Genomic DNA, 18,472 nt, shown 5'->3' with positions numbered 1-18,472 from the left:
TGATGGCAGTATTATTGAAATTTTCTAAAAAAAATGTATTATATTTAATTGTATGAATTCGTATAAAAAAGCAATTAATTTTTTATCAAGTTTAATTAATTACGAAAGAAAAAAGGCAAATTATAATGATTTTAAATTAATCCGTTTTTTAAATTTTCTCTCTGAAATAGGAGACCCCCATCGCTTTTTAAAAAATCCTATTTTAATTGCTGGTACTAAAGGCAAAGGTTCTACAGCTTCGATATTAGGAAATTGTTTAAAAGAATGTGGATATAAAGTGGGAATTTACACTTCTCCTCATTTAATAAGTTTACGTGAAAGAATTCAGTTTCAAAATCATCCCATTGAAAAAGAAGAATTTACTGAATTAACTTTTTACTTAAAGAAATTGATAAAAATGCACAAATTAACTTTTTTTGAATCTTTAACTGCTATTGCTTTTTTATTCTTTTTAAGAAAACCTCATGATTTTGTGATATTAGAAGTAGGTTTAGGAGGCCGATTGGATGCTACTAATGTAGTAAATCCAATTATTTCCATAATCACTCGAATTGATTACGACCACACAGAAATTTTAGGAAAAACTCTATCGAGAATTGCCTACGAAAAAGCTGGTATTATTCATACAGAAGTACCTTTAATAACTTTTCACCAACGCAAATCTGTTGATAGAGTTTTTCAAAAAGTGTGTAATAAAAAAAATTCTAAAATTTTCTATTCCGATGATTATTTCTCCTTTCATTTATTAGAAATTTCCACTAAAGGCACAACTTTTTTTGTTAATTTTTTAAAAGAAACTTTCGAAAATAATTTCAAAGAAGATATTATTCATACTAATTTAATTGGCGAATTTCAAAAAGAAAATATTGGTTTAGTACTTACTACCCTTCTCCTTTTAAGTAAAAACCATAAATTGATTAATTATTCCGCTATTAAACGGGCAATTAATAACGTACCTCTTTTAGGAAGAATTTCTTATATTTCTTATAATGGCGGCTTTCTCATTATTGATACCGCTCATAACCCAATTTCGATTAAATCTCTCAAAGAAACGTTAACAAAAATAAATAACTCCAAAAAATATTATTTTCTTTTTGGAGTATCAAAAGATAAAGATAGTTATAAAATGTTGAAATTTTTAAAACCTGTGTCACAAGAGATTGTTTTTACTAAAGCAAAAACAAAAAGAGCCACTCCTTTAAATAAATTAAAAGAATTGGCAAAAAAAATCAAATTGAAACATACTGCTTTTTCTTCGGTTAAAAAAGCTTTTAATTATGTTTTCAAAAAAGCTAATAAGGAAAAAAAATTATTAATAATAACCGGCTCTTTCTATCTTGCCGGTGAAATTTTAAAATCGCTTTTTCATAATAAAAAATGAGCGGAATCCTTTATCTGGTGGCCACACCTATCGGCAATTTAAAAGATATCACGTTAAGAGCTCTAGAAATATTAAAAGAAGTCTCCTACATTGTTTGTGAAGATACCCGCCGGACAAAAATTCTACTTGATCATTATCAAATTAAAAAACCTTTAATTTCTTATAATGAACATAATAAATTTAATAAAACTCCAGAGATTATTCAGCTTTTAAAAAAGGGAGAAAGTTTGGCTTTTGTTTCTGATGCCGGTACACCAGTAATTTCTGATCCTGGTTATTATTTGGTACGAGAAGTAATTAAGGAAGGAATAAAAATAAGTCCAATTCCAGGACCAGCAGCAATGATTGCAGGATTAATTGTTTCTGGTTTACCCTCTGACCGTTTTGCCTTTGAAGGATTTTTGCCCAAAAGAGAAGGAAGAAAAAGAAAGAAACTTTTAAATTTGGTAAACGAAGAAAGAACGATGGTGTTTTATGAATCACCCTATCGAATAATGAGAACTTTAAATACCTTTTTAGAAATTTTCGGGGATCGAGAAATTGCTTTGTGTCGGGAATTAACCAAAAAATTTGAAGAGGTTTTAAGAGGGAAAATTAGCGAAATAATTGAGATTTTAAAAAAAAGATTAGAAAAGCAAGAAAGAATAAAAGGTGAAATAGTGCTGATTGTAAAGGGTAAAGAAGAATGAAAGAAACAACCAAAAGAAAATTGACGCGTTTTCTTTATTTTCTTGTCAAATTTTTAGTCTATCTAAAAATATCTCCTACCTTTATTACTTTAAGTGGACTCTTTTTTTCTATTTTTGCTAGTTATTTTTATTTCCAAGGAAATTTTTTAAAGGCAGGAATTTTTCTTATCTTAATTGCTTTAGCCGATACTATCGATGGAGAACTTGCGCGAAAAAGAGAAAAAGTAACTAAAAGGGGTGCTTTTTTAGATTCGATTATTGATCGCTTGACTGAATTTTTCATTTTCTTTGGTCTTTTTCTTTATTATCAAAATTCTAAAGTTGCCTTTCTTCCCTTTCTGGCTTTTGCCTCTTCTCTTTTTGTAAGTTATGCTCGTGCTCGAGCAGAAGGGGTGGGAATCGAATGTAAAATAGGAATATTTGAAAGACCAACAAGAATGTTATTTTTAATAATCGGCTCTTTTTTGTTAAAGAAATATTTTGCTTATCTGTTGGTAATTTTAATAATCGGCAACTTAGGGACCTTTATTCAAAGAATATCTCATTCTCTAAGAAATCTATGAAAGAAAGGGTAATCTTAATTGCCCTGATAAGAAATGAGCGAGAAAAATACCAAAAAATTAATGATTTAGAAGAATTAAAAGCTCTTACCGAAACGGCTGGTGGAGAAGTTGTTGGTAGTTTTATCCAAATAAAGAGGAATCCTTCGCCCAAAACATTGTTAGGAAAAGGTAAAATAGAGGAATTAAAACGAATCTGTCAACAACATAAAATTGATTTATTAATTTTTGATAACCAATTAACCCCTTCCCAGATAAGAAACATTGAGGAAATAGTTAATGTCCGTACGATTGATCGAAGAGCTTTAATTTTAGATATTTTTGCTCGGCATGCCCGAACTGCTGAAGCAATGTTACAGGTAGAACTAGCACAACTTTCTTATCAATTGACAATGCTTACCGGTAAAGGTAAAACTCTTTCTCAATTAGGTGGTGGAATTGGAACACGAGGGCCTGGTGAAAAACAATTAGAAATTGATAAAAGAAAAATTAAAGAAAGAATTTATCTTTTAAAGAAAAATTTGGAAAAACTAAAAAAAACCAAAGAAATTCAAAGAGCCCAGAGAGAATATTTTTTTAAAATTGCTTTAGCCGGTTATACCAATTCAGGAAAATCAACGCTCTTCAAAGCGCTAACCAAAGAAAATGTTTATATTTCTGATGAACTTTTTGCTACTTTAGATGCAAACACAAAAGCTTTTGAAATTTTTCCTAATATTAAAATTTTGATTACCGATACGGTAGGTTTTATCAAAAATTTGCCTCCTCAATTAATTTCTGCTTTCCATGCCACCTTAGAGGATATTAAAAGAAGTGATTTAATAATTCATTTAGTTGATGCTACTTCAGAAAATTTAGTAGAAAAAATTAACGTGGTAAAAGAAACTTTGAAAGAAATTGGCTGCGAAGAGGAAAAAATTGTGTTGGTTTTTAATAAGATTGACCTTCTTTTCGAAAAAATCCAATTACAGAGATTAAAAAGGGAATATCCTAATGCTATTTTTATTTCCGCTTTAAAAGAAATAAACTTAAATTCTTTAAAAAATCTAATAAAAAAAAGAATAAGAAAATTCTTAAAAAGAAAAACCTTAAAAATTCCCAAAGAAAAAGGATATCTTTTAAAAGAAGTTTATCAAAAAACTTATGTTATGGATTTTAAAGAAAATGAAAAAGAATATCAGGTAAAAGTCTTAAGTTATCCAAATATTCTTTATAGTCTTTTATCAAGAATATAATTTACTCCTAATTAATTGAGAGAACACCGCCAATAGATTAATAAATAATTAGAAGTTTAATAATCCGAAATAATAGTTTAGAACATTTCTTCATCTTTTATGAAAGAAAAGCAATAGTTAGCATCTTAAAAGGAATATTTTATTAAGAAGATAAAAAGTTATTTCATAGATTTAGATACCAATCCTATTTTCAGAAGATAAATAGAACAAAATCTATTGCTACAAAAATTGCTAGGAGATTATAGAAGTTTATATATTAAGTTATATTGTTATCCGATTTCCAAAATAATTCTGCTACTGATTATTCAACAAAATAATCAATTGGGAATGAAAAGATGAAATCGGCAATTTTACCTATTCATTTTTTCTCTAATTTTTTACACTCTCTACCATCCAGTTCCTTTTTAACAAAAAATAAAATCCCCTTGTTTTATAAAAGTAGAGCCGAAGAAACAATATAAGCAAAAAGGAACTTATTTAAATATTAAATAAAAAATTTCTGTGTTAACTATTTCTATCTTTAATTTATCTTTTTAATAGATCTTTTTTCTAAATTTTCAATATTTGCTAATATTCTAATCTTCCCAATCCTATTGAATGGTCTCAAAACGTCGCAGTCTTACTTAATTATTATCCCTTTCTTAATTAATATTCCTACTTTATACTTTGACTTTAGTAAAATATTTTCTTTTCCCCATATATAAATAACGTAAAAAACTTAAGGTTACTTTTTTATTATAAAACGAAGTTAATAATATTTAGTTAAAAACCATGTACAACTGGGAATCAAGTTTCAATAGTTAATCTTAAGGATTTAGGCTTTCCAAAAGAGTGTTAATAGTTGCCAATTTTATGATTCTTTTTATTTAAAGATCTTTATTAACCTTTCCCTGATAAACACATTTTAATGCGTTTTTATTTATTTGACTTTAAAATAATTTTTAATATAATTTATACTATGCCAGTTGGTAAACGACCAATAACGATACCAACAAATGTAAAATTAGAATTGAAAGACAACGAAATTTATGTTTGGGGTCCTTTGGGACAGTTGAGTATGAAAATCCATCCACAAGTGGATGTTATTTTAGAAGATAACCAAATTAAAGTAAAAGAAAAATCTCCTAAGGCAAAAAAATTCCGAGGATTAATGTGGGCTTTGATAAATAATATGATAGTCGGTGTGACAAAGGGATTTGAGAAAATATTAGAAGTCAGAGGACAAGGTTATCGGGTACAAAAAACAAAAGAAGGTATTCAACTTTTTGTTGGTTTTTCTCATCCGGTAGATTTTCCTATTCCCAAAGGAATTGAAGTAGATGTTAGACAGGCTCCTAATCCTGATGATCCTAAAACTCCTTTAACTGAAATTGTAGTAAAAGGAATTGATAAGTATTTGGTAGGGCAAGTTGCCGCCAATATCAGAAAGATTAAGCCTCCCGACAAATATAAGGGGAAGGGCATAAGATATAAGGGAGAAGTTATCAAACTTAAACCAGGTAAAAAAGCTGTTTCTGCTACTTAATTCTGATATCTATAAATTTTAAAATTATCCCATCAAAAGACCGCCATCAATCCTGATAACCTGGCCGGTTATATAACTGGCCATTTCGCTACATAAAAATATGCAGAGATAAGCCACTTCTTCCGGTTTGCCAAATCTTTTTAAAGGAATTAATGATAAGTATTTCTCTTTTATTTCTGGTTTTAAATTCTCGGTCATCGGCGTTTCTATAAAACCCGGAGCAATGGCATTCACAGTGATATTTTTACTAGCAACCTCTTTAGCGACACTTTTGGTAAAACCAATAATTCCTGCTTTCGCAGCCGCATAATTTGCTTGACCGACATTTCCCATTTCACCAATTATAGAAGCAATATTTATAATTCTTCCCCAGCGCTTTTCTAAAAGATAAGGCAAGACAGCTTTAGTAAAATTAAAAGTACCTTTCAAATTCACATCAATTACTTTTTGAAAATCCTCTTCCTCCATTTTTAATAAAAGCATATCACGGACAATTCCGGCATTATTGATAAGAATATCAATACCGGAAAAATCTTGAGCAATTTTTTTAACTACCTCTTTTACTTCTTTATAATTGCTAACATCTACTTTATAAGGAAGACTTCTGCCACCAATGATTTCTAACTCTTTAGCGGTTAGTTGAGCATTTTCCTCATTAATATCGCAAACGGCAATAAAGGCTTCAAATTCTGCAAACTTTTTAGCAATTGCTTTTCCAATCCCTTGACCGGCACCGGTAATAATTATCCTTTTCTCTTTGAAATTAAACATTATTTTCTCCTTTTTACCTAATAAGTGTAATAAAAATTTTTTTTCTTTCAAGAATTTTTCACTATTTTTAATTAAATTGCAACAAGTATTTTCTCTCTTTACTTTTTTATTTTTTGTTATCCCAAAAACTATCTCTACCGTTAAAATCAGTAAAATACCAAAAACTTTTTATTCTAATTGTCTTTTAATGATTGCTAATTTTTCTATCAGAAAGAGAAAAGTATAACGGGAAGCGAAAGGGTTTAAGTTTCTTTAGGAATTTCTTTTGGTTTTAGAAGCTCCTTAATTTTTTCCAATAATTCCTGACTATTTAATGGTTTTGTTAAATAAAAATCAGCGCCCATTTCCAATCCACGTTCTTTGTCTTCGGGATTTGTTCGAGCAGTTGCCATAATGAGCGGAATCTTTCGATACTGTTCACTAAATTTTAAAAGTCGACAAACCGTATAACCATCAAGTTTTGGAAGCATCAAATCTAAAATAATTAGATCTACCTTATTTTTTCTCGCAAGATCCAATGCCTCAAGACCATCGCTTGCTGTGATAACTTGGTAACCAGCATTTTCTAATTGATATTTTAAAAGTTCTCTTAAGTTTTCTTCGTCTTCTACTAATAGTATTTTATATTTCTTTTCTTCCATATTATTTTGGAGTTAATGGTATTAAAAAATAAAAAGTTGTTCCTTTCTCGGGGCTACTTTCCACCCAAATTTCTCCTTTATGTAATTTAATAATATTTTTAACAATTGTTAACCCTAACCCGATCCCTTTTATTCCTGGTTTTAATTCAACTCTTTCGAATTTATCAAAAATCTTTTCTTGATATTCCTTAGGAATCGCAGGACCTTCATTAGTAATTCCTATCAATAAATAAGAAAGATTAGCCTTTAATTTTTTTTCTTTTAAAATTGTCGAATTGGGATCAACTTTTTGTGTCATAATAGTGATTTTACCATTTTCTGGCGAATACTTAATAGCATTATCTAAAAGATTACTAATCACTGAAGAAAAACGGTCGGGGTCAATTTCTGCTTTTATAGGATAGGAATGATATTTTTTTTCAATTTTGATATTTTTCTTTTGGATAAAAATATTAAAACGTTCTATTACTTTATTTATTAATTGGTGAATATCGGTAGGTTGGAAATTCAATTTTATTTTTCCCATCTCTAAACGAGAAACTTCAATCAAGTTGTCAATTAAATGAAAAAGGCGTATTAATTCTTCAAAAATAATGCTGAAAAATTTTTCGCCTTCTTTAGGTAATTTATCTTTCACCATTTCTTGTAAAATAGTAGCAGCTTCTTTAATAGTGGTGAGTGGACTTCTTAAATCATGGGAGACCATTGCAAAATAATCAGTTTTTAATTTTTCCAGTTCTTTTAAATAAGTTATATCTCGGAAAAAGAAAATTAAAGAATTAAGACCATTTTTTGTTATTGGTACAATTCTCAATTCCGTATCAATTTCAAATTTATTTTTATTAATGATTTTTACTCCAAAATGAAGGGGAGAAAAGATATTCTCCGGTTTTTCAATTATTAGAGCTATTTTCTCTTTATCAGGTGAACTAATCAAATCTAAAATACTAATATCTTTAAGTTCCTCAACCGAATAGCCAGTAAGTTCTTCTAGACGGCGATTAGCTAAAATAATTTTGTTATCCTTTAAGATACAAATTCCATCAATAGCATTTTCCATAATCTCATGATAGATATTTGTTGAAATGGCAATCTCTCGTTCTAATTCTTTTTCTTTCTCCAGGGTGAAAAGAGTGAGTACATACCCTATCAATTCTTTCTCCTTTTCAATCGGAGAAAAAAAACAACGAATTGGCAAAGAATTTTTTCTAATACGAAAATCTAAGGAGAAATTTCTATTTTTATTTTCCCGAAAAAATTCCTCTACCCATCTTTTATCTTCTTCGGCAATTATTTCTGACCAATTTTTATTAATCAAATCACTTTCTGACAGTTGAGAAAGATTAACAAAACTTTTATTAACAAATTTTATAACCCCATCTTTACTAAAATAAATAAAACCGAATTGCAACGAATTACCGAAAATATTTAAAAAATCTTCTAGCATTTTAATTTAATTTTAAAAATAAATTGTCTAAAAATCAATATTTAATTTATTTGATAATAACCAATTTTTTAAACTTTTTATTTTCCTTAACAAAATATATTCCTTTTTTCTGATTTTTTTTAACCTCTTGACCTGTAATATTAAAAGTCTTTGCCGTTTCAAAATTTTTCCTTTTTATTTTACCATCTTTATAATCTTTAATATCGCTAGTGATACCTATGGCGAAAGGTCGGTTAGTTAATGCCGAAACAGTATCGGTGGCAGTAAATAAAGTAAACTTAAGATAGCAGTTATTACTTATAATATTGGGAATTTGCCATTGATAAAAACCAGTATTAGGAAAAGAATCGGTAAGAGTAATAAAAGGTCCATTAGATCCATTAGCAGAAAACTCAATTTTTACAAAAGAGGGGTTTTGGGGATGATTGGGTACAGCCGAGAGCCACCTAATAAAATTAACTGAATTAGGTTGAAATATTTCATAACCTTTAGGAAAAACTGGAAAGATATTTAAATTTTCTGGTATTGATGTCTCTTTAAAAAATCTTGCCCGATTTCGATAATTGGGCCAAGTTCCTTCTCGCGTTACTAAAATTATATCCGGATAACCATTATGGTCACAATCGCCACCGACTTTTAATTCTTGTCCGGTTCCCGGAGAGGGAGTATTAATCGTTACTGTTTCCTGCCAATTGCCTCTGCCATTACCTAAATATATTTTCAAAACTCCATTACCTTGGGCAATAACATCAATAAAACCGTCGCAATTCATATCAAAAAGTTGTATTCTCTGATAAGAACCCGAAGATGGTAAATTGCCAGAAAAATTTTCCCAACTATCTCCTTCTTCATTAAAAATCCAAACTTCAATACCACCTTGCGGATTAATAAATCCTAAATCCATACCACCGTCATTATCTACATCGCTTAAAGATACACTATAATAACCAACAAGCCCTGGAGAAGGTAAATTACGGTGGGCTAAAACAAAATTACCAGTTCCGTCTCCAAAATAGACACTACCATATTGATGAGCAACCGCAAAATCTATATTACCATCTTTATTAATATCACCAAAGACGAAATCCATATTGGAATTGCCACCGATAAAACCAAAACTTCTTCGCCAAGTTCCATTACCCAAATTTAAATAAATATGAATTCCGTCATCGGCACCAAAAGAATTAGCACCGATATCTAAAAGCCCATCATTATTAACATCAGCAAAATCAACACAAAACATTCCCCAATCTTGACCATGGGTTGCCAAACTATCATCCCAAGGAATCCAATTTCTGCCTGTTCCATCTCCCAAAGCCACCTCTAATAACTGGTCACCAAAATCATTCCTTGAATAATTGTGATGCATCCCATAGCCAACATCTAAAAAACCATCATTATTCACATCACCATAGGCAATCCCTCCATAACCAAAATCACCATTCATATAAACCTGCCAATTTCCTCGACCATCGCCAAACCACACCATAATGCCGTGTTGATCAGTATTGATATAAGGAGAACCATGGTCACCAATAGAAATTAAATCTAAATTGCCATCAAAATTAATGTCAACCATTTCTATTTCCAATCTGCCACCTTCTAAGGTAGGAGGAACCAAACCGTTAGAAGACTCTTGATATTCTAAATTAAACAAAAATGAAATTATTAAGAAAATTTTCATAACAAATTATAGAAAATATTTGCAAAAAATTCAATAAATTATTATAATAAAAACTATGAATACCTGGTACTATTTTGCACCAATAAGTTCAATTATCGCAATTTTATTTGTAATTTTTTTAATTTTCAAAATCTTTAAAGAAAACGAAGGCGAACCCGAAATGCGCAAAATCGCCGAAGCCGTAAAGGAAGGTGCCACCGCCTATTTAAAAAGACAATATCAAGTGGTTAGTATTTATTTCGTAGTTCTTTTCATTATATTGCTTTATTTGGCTTTAAATAAAATGTTACCGATATTTGTTCCCTTTGCTTTTATCACCGGTGGCTTCTTCTCCGGTTTATCAGGATTTATTGGAATGTCAATCGGTGTTCGTTCTTCAGCAAGAACAACTAATGCCTGTAAAAGATCATTAAATGCTGGATTAAGGATCGCCTTTTCTGCCGGAATGGTAATGGGTTTAGTGGTCGTCGGACTTGCTTTATTAGATTTAGCGATTTGGTATTTTATTCTTTCTAAAGTCTATCAATCTTTAGAAATTACAATTCGGATGGAAAAAATTACCTCCACTATGCTGGGATTCGGAATTGGTGCTTCCTCTCAAGCACTTTTTGCCAGGGTTGGTGGAGGAATTTACACAAAAGCTGCTGATGTGGGTGCTGATTTAGTTGGAAAAGTAGAAGCTGGAATTCCTGAAGATGATCCAAGAAATCCAGCAGTAATTGCCGATAATGTTGGCGATAATGTTGGTGATATTGCTGGAATGGGCGCCGATCTGTATGAATCTTATGTTGGCTCTATAGTAGCAACAATGGCTTTATCAGTTGCTGCTGGATTAAAAGAGAACGGAGTGTTATTACCTCTCGTTATTGCGGGAATTGGAACCGTTTCTTCGATTGTTGGTTATTTTCTTGTCCGAACAGGAGAAGAAGCAAATCAGTTAGCTTTACTCAGTGCTTTAAGAAGAGGAATCTATTTAGCCACTTTCCTTGTTGCTTTATTCTCTTATTTTGCTGTAAAATCAGTTTTGGGCAATGAATATATAAATATTTATTGGGCAGTTCTTGCTGGTTTATTAGTAGGTATTGGTATTGGTTTCTTTACTGAATTTTTTACTTCCGATGCTTATTTACCTACTCGTAGTTTAGCCTCGGCAGCCACAGCTTCGCCAGCAACGGTAATTATTGAAGGCATTTCAGTAGGGATGTTGTCTACTTTAGCGATTGTAATTATTGTTGCTTGTGGAGTAATCTGTAGTTTTTATTTAAGCGGTGGTTTTTATAATTTTTCTTTAGGACTTTACGGAATCGGAATTTCGGCAGTTAGTATGCTTTCTACTTTAGGAATAACGTTGGCTAGCGATGCTTATGGTCCGGTAGCTGATAATGCTGGTGGCAATGCCCAGATGTCTCACCAACCACCTTATGTAAGAGAAAGAACCGATGCTTTAGATGCTTTAGGGAATACGACAGCTGCGACAGGTAAAGGTTTTGCTATTGGTTCAGCAGCATTAACTGCTTTAGCATTAATTGCTTCTTATCGCGAAGAAGTAAAGATTGTTAGCGAAGGTAAAAAAATATTAGATTTATTTCTTTTAAACCCTCGGTTAATCGCCGGATTATTTTTGGGAGCAATGCTCCCTTATGCTTTTGCTTCTTTGATTATGAAAGCAGTTGGCCGAGCAGCACAGAAAATTGTTGAAGAAGTGAGACGACAATTTCGGGAAATTATCGGTTTATTAGAAGGAAAAGCAAAACCGGATTATGGCAAGGCGGTAGGTATCTGTACCAGAGCAGCCCAAAAAGAAATGATTTTGCCCGCTTTATTAGCAATTATCGCACCAATTCTTGTTGGTATTTTTTTGGGAGTCGAAGGAGTTTGCGGTCTTTTAGCGGGTGCCTTAACTGCTGGTTTTGTTTGTGCGGTAATGATGGCAAATGCTGGTGCCTCTTGGGATAATGCCAAGAAATATATCGAAAAGGGAAATTTTGGCGGCAAAGGCTCTTCTGCTCATAAAGCCGCGGTAGTAGGTGATACTGTCGGCGATCCCTTTAAAGATGCTGCTGGTCCTTCTCTTAATATTTTAATTAAATTGATGTCAATGATTTCGATTGTTTTTTTGGGATTTATCTTACGCTATTCGCTATTTAAATAATTTCTGCTCCCTTATAGCGATCTTTTAATTCCTGTTTTTTGCCTTTATTCCAAGCAGAAACCCGAGAAAAGTAACCGGTTACTCTGGTTATGTGGTCCACATTTTTGGATTGACAATAAGGACAAACTTGACGTAATCCCCGAGAAGTTTTTAAACAGGTATTACAAGTAGTAAACTCCGGTGAAAAAGCAATTTGAGCGTTTCGAGTATAGTGAAAGGTTTTAATTACAAAGTTAGCAATACTTTCTTTTGGTGGTTTGGTATCGGCTAACCAAATATGGGTTAAAGCACCGGCTTCAATTAGGTCGTGAAATTTACCTTCTTTGTAAACTCTTTCCATTGGCGGAATTGGTGCGCTGATATTTAAATAAGTAGAATTAGTATAGTAAACACTATCCTTGGAAATACTTCCCTTGACAACCATTTTTGCTTGGTTGGGATAATATTCCATATCTAACTTGGCAAGACGATAGGCACAACTCTCGGCCGGTGTCTGTTCCAAAACAAAACGCATATTAAAAATTTTAGAATACCTATCACAAAGGAATTTAAGATAAGCGATTACTTTTAGACCAAATTTAAAAGCTTCGTCATCCTCTGCCAATTCTTTTCCTAAATGATACTGGACCAACTCATTTAATCCCAGAATTCCAATGAGATAAGTAACTCGGTACATCCTTAGATAAGGTTCTCCATCTCGTTCCATTGCCAATAAAGCCAAAGGTCCTTCATCTTTCAATCTTAATAGATTTTCTAAGAAATTCCTTTTTTGAATATGAGCTTTGATCGCTAATTCAAAAAACTCTTTTATTTTGTTAAAAAGTATTTCATCATTATGATTAGCCAAATAAGCGATTCTTGGTAAATTTAAAGTAACATTTTGAAGAGCACAATAACGCATTTTCCAAGGCTGCATAGCATCTTTTAGATCGTTTTCATCTAATTTAAAAGCTAAGCGACAACATTCAGAAATTTTTGCGGTTTCTCCCCGGTCAAAAACAAAATAGGTATTTCCTTTTTCGCTCGCGACTTCTGAAATTAAATATAAAAACTCTTCATAACCTTCCGTTTGGAAAAACCTTTCAGTAATATGAACAAGAGGCTTAGGGAAAAAGAAAGGTCGACCACTACCATCACCATCTAAATAGACATAAAAGATTGCTTTTAAAAACCTTTGAGCTTCTTTTAAATAATCTTTGTAAGTTTTACCAGTATACTCTCCACCCGGACCAATAGCCGGTGTATTTTCAAAATGTTTGGGAATTTCCCAATAAAGATTTAAATCAGAAAATATTGCCTGTCCTCCCCGAGCAACATTTTGTTGGGAATATTCAAAAATAAGCATTTGCGCAAGTTGATATAAATCTTTATCGGACATTCCTACTAAAAAGGGAGCAAAAAAAATATTTACCGCATCCCAACCAATCGCACCCGCAAAATGACCTTGTAAAGCAGCAGAAAATTTTACCATATGGGCTAAAAGGGTTTCCGGATGTTTAGCAGGTTTGGCAATAGATAAAGCACCCGGTAAAGAAAGTCCAAATTTTTTCACATACTCTACCGATTGCCCCGAACAATAGGGTCGGTTGATAAACCCTAAATCGTGAATATGAATATCGCCACGAATATGGGCTTCGGCAACATCAGCACTATAAACAACTTCTAAAGCATACTGTTTATTGATTGCTTCGGCTAAAGTAAGATTGGTCCCCTCAGGACAATGAGGAGTATTGGCGTTCTCTTTATTTCGATAAAATAAAATCCTTTCAACATCATACAAAGGAATTCCTAATCTTTGATGTCTCTTTCTAATTTCAAACAAACCTTTTTCAATTAATTTAGCATTGACCAGTTCTCGGATTAAATTACTTGTGATTACCTTTGGTTGGGCTTTTTTTATAAAATCCTCTACTTCTAAAGCGATCGTATTTGCTGTCTCTTCATCTAAAGCGGTCTCACGAATTAATGCCTTGACAATTTTATTTCTATCCCATTTTTCGATTAATTCTTGCGAAGTTTGGACAAATAAAGCAAAATCGGTTGACTCTTTTACTTCTTTAACAAAAGAAAATTCAGTTTGGACAGTTTCTTTTAGAAATAGTTTTCGCTTATAAAAATCATTATAAGCCTTAAGGATTTCGTAATAACCATAATGACTCAAAACTCTTTTTATTGTTTCGCTAATCGTTTCAGTATCAATAACCCCGTTATCACCGTTTTCATTCCTTAATAATTTGACAATCTCTTTTGTTAATCTTTTAAAAAATTCTTTGTCAAACTGACCAACTTCGCAGCCAGCATTATAAATACTTTGGAAAATTTTGTTATGAGAAAAAAATTCTTTTCTCTTATCCTTTTTCTCAACATAGATAATACTATTTTTAACTTTTGCCATCTTCTTCCTCCTTTTTCATCTTTTTAATTTCTTTAATAAATTCATCAATATTTTGAAAATTTTTATATACCGAAGCAAATCTTACATAAGCAACCTCATCAATTCTTTTTAAATAATCTAAAACCCTTTCGCCCAAATATTTGGATTCTACTTCTAATTGATTATTATCAATCATTTCTTTTTCAATTAAATTAACGATCTCCTGAATCTTCTCTTGAGAAATCGGTCTCTTCCGACAAGCCAAAACAATTCCTTTAATTAATTTTTCTCGATTATAAGGCTCTCTTCGACCATCCGACTTTATTACCATTAACGGAATCTGTTCAATATATTCAAAAGTAGTAAACCGCTGGCCACAATTCAAACACTCCCGCCTTCTTCTAATCGCCTCACCATTCAACACCGGCCTCGAATCAATCACCCGGTCGTTATCAACATTACAATTAGGACATCTCATAATCAATATATTGTATTTTATAAAATATAATACAAAATATTGAAAAGTCAATAAGAAGTAATAATATCAAATTTTGTTTATCTTTCGATAGAAAAGGTATTTTGTTATTTCGGCAGTAATCACATAAAGAGCCAGTATAATAAATGAGACAAAAATAAAAGAAATTGGTAAACCGACAAAACCAAAAAGTTTCCCAATCGGCAACCAAGGCAGGATAATGGTTAGCAACATAATTAAACTGGTTGCCAACAAGAGATATCTTCCCGGCAAACTTTTAAAGAAAGGTCTACGGCTCCTTATAACAAGCACAATAAGTGCTGCTGATACAACCGATTTCACAAACCAACCAGTACGAAATTGTTCGGTTGATGCGTGAAGAAGAAAGAGAAGGACTCCAAAAGTGAGATAATCAAAGATTGAACTTATCAAACCAAAAATAATCATAAACCGACGGATAAAGTTTATATTCCAACGTTGAGGAGTTTCAATCATTTCCTTATCCACATTATCAGTAGCAATAGTCATTTCGGGAAAATCGGTCAAAAGATTGGTAAGTAAAACCTGTTTGGGTAAGAGCGGAAGAAAGGGTAAAAATAAAGAAACTCCTGCCATACTGAACATATTACCGAAATTAGCACTTGTTGCCATAAAAATATATTTTAGTGTATTGGCAAAGGTTAAACGACCGTGATGCACACCCTCTAATAATACGTTGAGGTCTTTTTCCAAAAGAACAATATCGGCTGCTTCCTTGGCAGCATCCACTGCACTATCTACAGATATACCAACATCGGCAGTGTGCAGTGCTGATATGTCATTTATACCATCGCCCATATAGCCAACAACATTCCCCAGTTTTTTAAGAGCTAACACAATCCGTTCTTTATGACTGGGCTCCACTTCGGCGAAAATGTTAATATCCGGCGCTATTACCAGCAATGCCTCATCTACTATCTGCTGAAGTTCTTTACCGGTTAGGACCTTCGGTTCTTTTAATCCAATCTGTTTAGCAACATTTATCGCCACCTGCTTATTGTCGCCAGTTATAATTTTCAGAGAGAGCCCTAATCTGTTTAACTTCCTTATAGTTTGGGCAACATCCTTTTTAGGCGGATCGAAAAAAGCAAGAAAACCAAGAAAAATCATACCTGTTTCATCTTTTTGGGAAATAGTTCTATCTTCGTTCATTTTCCGATAGGCAATACCGAGAAAACGAAAACTATTTCTGTTAAATTCATTTAGACGTTCTTCAATAAGGGGATAAACCGTGCTAATCTCAACAATCTTTCCATCCGACATCTCCGCTTTTGAGCAAATTTCTAAAATATTAGAAATTGCTCCTTTGGTAATCATTATCACTTCATTTTCTATTTGTACCAAGATACTTAACCGTTTGCGAGTAAAATCATAAGGAACTTCATCCAGTTTTTTACAACTGGCAAGAGAAAATTTTTTAAAATTCAATATGGCTTCATCAATAGGATTTTTTAATCCCGTTTGATAAAAGGCGTTAAGATACGCATAAAAAAGAACTTTTTCACTTTCTCTACCTTCAATATCAATTGCCTTTTTTACTTGAACCATCCCTTCTGTCAAGGTACCAGTTTTATCCGAACAGAGAATATTCATACTGCCAAAATTTTCTATCGAAGCAAGTTTTTTGACAATAACCTTCTTTTTTGCCATTCCTTTGGCACCATGCGCTAAATTGATGCTTATGATTGCCGGCAAGAGTTGAGGAGTAAAGCCAATTGCCAGTGCCAAAGCAAAAAGAAAAGAATCGAGCACCGGTTTTTTCAAATAAACATTCATACCAAAGATTATAATAACGAACAAAGAAGTTACTTCCATTAAAAAGAAACCAAACCTATTAACTCCTCTTTGAAATTCCGTTTCCGGAGGTTTGAGCTTTAAACGCTCGGAAACCTTACCAAATTCGGTGGAACGACCAGTATAGACAACCAATGCTTGGGCACTTCCGCTAACAATGTGAGTACCCATAAATAATGAATTGGTACGGTGGGCTAACGGTGTATCGGCTGGAATAATACCTGGTTCCTTTTCTACCGGAAATGTTTCACCGGTTAGGATTGCTTCATTAACAAAAAGATCTTTAGATTGCAAAACTAAACAGTCACCAGGAACAATATCACCCGCACCAAGAAGGACAATATCACCAGGAACAACATCTTCTACCGGAATTTCAACCGGCTTTTTATCACGCAAGACTTTGGTTTTTACTTGGACAATAGCGAGAAGTTTGGCAATCACATCTTGGGCATTCTTCTCTTGAATAAAACTAAGTATACCGCTGGCGATGACAATTATGAGGATTATTATCGCATCGGTAAATTCTTTAAGAAAAAAAGATAAAATAACTGCAAGAATAAGAAGAATAATAATCGGACTTTTAAATTGGGAAAGAAAAAGAGAAAGAGTGGTAAGTCTTTTTGAAGGCTTTAAAACATTGGGACCATATATCTTAATACGTTGGGCTGCTTCAACACTCGTGAGACCTTCGTTATCTGTATTGAGTTCTTTCAAAACTTCCGTAGGTTCTTTATTCCAGAATGGCTTTATCTCCTTTTCCGCCATATCTTTTTATATATAGAATATAAAATTCCTTTCAATTTCGCTATAATTTTAATTATCTCTATCTTTTTGTCAAAATATTATAAAAGTAAATAATAAATGGTTTTTGTAATTTGTCGCAAAATGAATTAAAAAAAGTGGTAACCTTTTGCCACTCTTTTCCGTTATATATATGTAAGGGAGAAGAGCCTATGGCCCTTCACCACTTAATTTATATAAAAAGGAGGATATTATGGTAAGAAACGCCTATCAAAGAATTAATAAATATATCGCTAAATTAGAACCAGAAATTAATAAGAAAAGATACGATGCCTTAAAAGAACAGATGATTGAGAATGTAATCCCAAAATACCAGGAACTCACTTCCTTGGATACCAAAATAAAGGCAATCTTGGATTCCCATCCAGATACAATACCTACCCAATATCTATATTATTTCTCTTATGTTAAGGAAATCTGGCGACTTACTAATAAATATTCGGGTATTATGCTTTATAAACTTGTTGCGATTACTGAAAGTAAATGGGAAGCAAAAGGCTTAAATAAAGAGATTATGGAAAAATTAAGGATTGACCTTTTTAGTATTATCCTATGAGAAAATTAAAGAGAATGGTTATTAAATACTATTTCAACTTCGGTTGTGATTACCCAAAATCAACTTATAAATATTATTACCAGATGAAGGAACTCTTAAAATACGAAGAGAAGTTAAAGGAAATTTTAAAGAATTATCCTATTCAAGAGACCTTCTATTTAGGTTATCTTAACTTTCTAAGAAAAGCATACAAATTGATAAAGAAAAGAAAACTACAAGAAGTTGAAAATCTCATTAAGAAAGAAATGGTAAGAAATAAACTGGAAAAGGAGGTATTAAAGGAGTTGTATTTTCTTCTTTTAAAAGGTAAATAATTAGTCCTTTTAAATATCTCTTGAGCACTACTTT

At 32.1% G+C, this 18,472-nt stretch carries 15 protein-coding genes; 8 read left to right on the top strand and 7 right to left on the bottom strand.

The features are described 5' to 3' along the window. The first annotated feature begins 52 nt into the window (after positions 1-52). The 5 genes from ABIK75_00640 (at position 53) to rplF (ending at position 5,390) form a co-directional block, all read left to right on the top strand. Positions 53-1,381 (top strand): Mur ligase family protein, encoded by a 1,329-nt coding sequence (locus tag ABIK75_00640; GenBank protein ID MEO0089605.1) that lies wholly within the window; start codon positions 53-55, stop codon positions 1,379-1,381. Beyond that, on the top strand, positions 1,378-2,070 hold the full coding sequence (rsmI, locus tag ABIK75_00635; GenBank protein ID MEO0089604.1) for a 16S rRNA (cytidine(1402)-2'-O)-methyltransferase: 693 nt from the start codon (positions 1,378-1,380) through the stop codon (positions 2,068-2,070). The genes ABIK75_00640 and rsmI overlap by 4 nt, the downstream gene beginning before the upstream one ends. Continuing rightward, positions 2,067-2,633 (top strand): CDP-alcohol phosphatidyltransferase family protein, encoded by a 567-nt coding sequence (locus tag ABIK75_00630; GenBank protein ID MEO0089603.1) that lies wholly within the window; start codon positions 2,067-2,069, stop codon positions 2,631-2,633. The genes rsmI and ABIK75_00630 overlap by 4 nt, the downstream gene beginning before the upstream one ends. Continuing rightward, on the top strand, positions 2,630-3,865 hold the full coding sequence (gene hflX / locus ABIK75_00625; protein MEO0089602.1) for a GTPase HflX: 1,236 nt from the start codon (positions 2,630-2,632) through the stop codon (positions 3,863-3,865). Before ABIK75_00630 ends, hflX begins: the two co-directional genes overlap by 4 nt. 958 nt (positions 3,866-4,823) lie before the next feature. Beyond that, the gene (rplF, locus tag ABIK75_00620) at positions 4,824-5,390 is read left to right on the top strand and encodes a 50S ribosomal protein L6 (protein ID MEO0089601.1); all 567 of its coding nucleotides are present in this window, start codon (positions 4,824-4,826) and stop codon (positions 5,388-5,390) included. A 24-nt stretch (positions 5,391-5,414) separates the two neighbouring features. On the opposite strand, the gene fabG is transcribed toward rplF, so the two are convergent. The 4 genes from fabG to ABIK75_00600 form a co-directional block, all read right to left on the bottom strand. Next, positions 5,415-6,161, bottom strand: a complete 747-nt coding sequence (gene fabG / locus ABIK75_00615) for a 3-oxoacyl-[acyl-carrier-protein] reductase (protein MEO0089600.1) — start codon at positions 6,159-6,161, stop codon at positions 5,415-5,417. A 242-nt stretch (positions 6,162-6,403) separates the two neighbouring features. Further along, the gene (locus ABIK75_00610; protein ID MEO0089599.1) at positions 6,404-6,802 is read right to left on the bottom strand and encodes a response regulator; all 399 of its coding nucleotides are present in this window, start codon (positions 6,800-6,802) and stop codon (positions 6,404-6,406) included. Position 6,803: 1 nt separating this feature from the next. After that, positions 6,804-8,249, bottom strand: coding sequence for an ATP-binding protein (locus tag ABIK75_00605; protein MEO0089598.1), 1,446 nt, complete (start codon positions 8,247-8,249; stop codon positions 6,804-6,806). Between the two features lie 46 nt (positions 8,250-8,295). Then, positions 8,296-9,933, bottom strand: a complete 1,638-nt coding sequence (locus tag ABIK75_00600; protein ID MEO0089597.1) for a VCBS repeat-containing protein — start codon at positions 9,931-9,933, stop codon at positions 8,296-8,298. Between the two features lie 55 nt (positions 9,934-9,988). On the opposite strand from ABIK75_00600, the gene ABIK75_00595 reads away from it, so the two are divergent. Next, a complete protein-coding gene (locus ABIK75_00595) occupies positions 9,989-12,085 on the top strand; it encodes a sodium-translocating pyrophosphatase (GenBank protein ID MEO0089596.1) in 2,097 nt (698 codons plus the stop codon). On the opposite strand, the gene nrdD is transcribed toward ABIK75_00595, so the two are convergent. From nrdD to mgtA, 3 genes are all read right to left on the bottom strand, one after another. Next, complete coding sequence (gene nrdD, locus ABIK75_00590) at positions 12,078-14,480, bottom strand: anaerobic ribonucleoside-triphosphate reductase (protein MEO0089595.1); 2,403 nt, start codon at positions 14,478-14,480, stop codon at positions 12,078-12,080. The genes ABIK75_00595 and nrdD overlap by 8 nt on opposite strands. Further along, the gene (nrdR, locus tag ABIK75_00585) at positions 14,467-14,937 is read right to left on the bottom strand and encodes a transcriptional regulator NrdR (protein MEO0089594.1); all 471 of its coding nucleotides are present in this window, start codon (positions 14,935-14,937) and stop codon (positions 14,467-14,469) included. The genes nrdD and nrdR overlap by 14 nt, the downstream gene beginning before the upstream one ends. 66 nt (positions 14,938-15,003) lie before the next feature. Then, positions 15,004-17,532, bottom strand: coding sequence for a magnesium-translocating P-type ATPase (mgtA, locus tag ABIK75_00580; protein MEO0089593.1), 2,529 nt, complete (start codon positions 17,530-17,532; stop codon positions 15,004-15,006). 229 nt (positions 17,533-17,761) lie between these two features. On the opposite strand from mgtA, the gene ABIK75_00575 reads away from it, so the two are divergent. Continuing rightward, positions 17,762-18,124: a hypothetical protein gene (locus tag ABIK75_00575; protein ID MEO0089592.1), complete on the top strand. Its 363-nt coding sequence runs from the start codon at positions 17,762-17,764 to the stop codon at positions 18,122-18,124. Next, positions 18,121-18,438: a hypothetical protein gene (locus ABIK75_00570; protein ID MEO0089591.1), complete on the top strand. Its 318-nt coding sequence runs from the start codon at positions 18,121-18,123 to the stop codon at positions 18,436-18,438. Before ABIK75_00575 ends, ABIK75_00570 begins: the two co-directional genes overlap by 4 nt. The last annotated feature ends 34 nt before the right edge of the window (positions 18,439-18,472 follow it).

The organism is candidate division WOR-3 bacterium (genome assembly GCA_039801725.1).
In the GTDB taxonomy this organism is placed as follows: Bacteria; Hydrothermota; Tepidihabitantia; order Tepidihabitantales; family DTDR01; genus DTDR01.
This window is presented reverse-complemented; position numbering and strand designations above follow the sequence as displayed.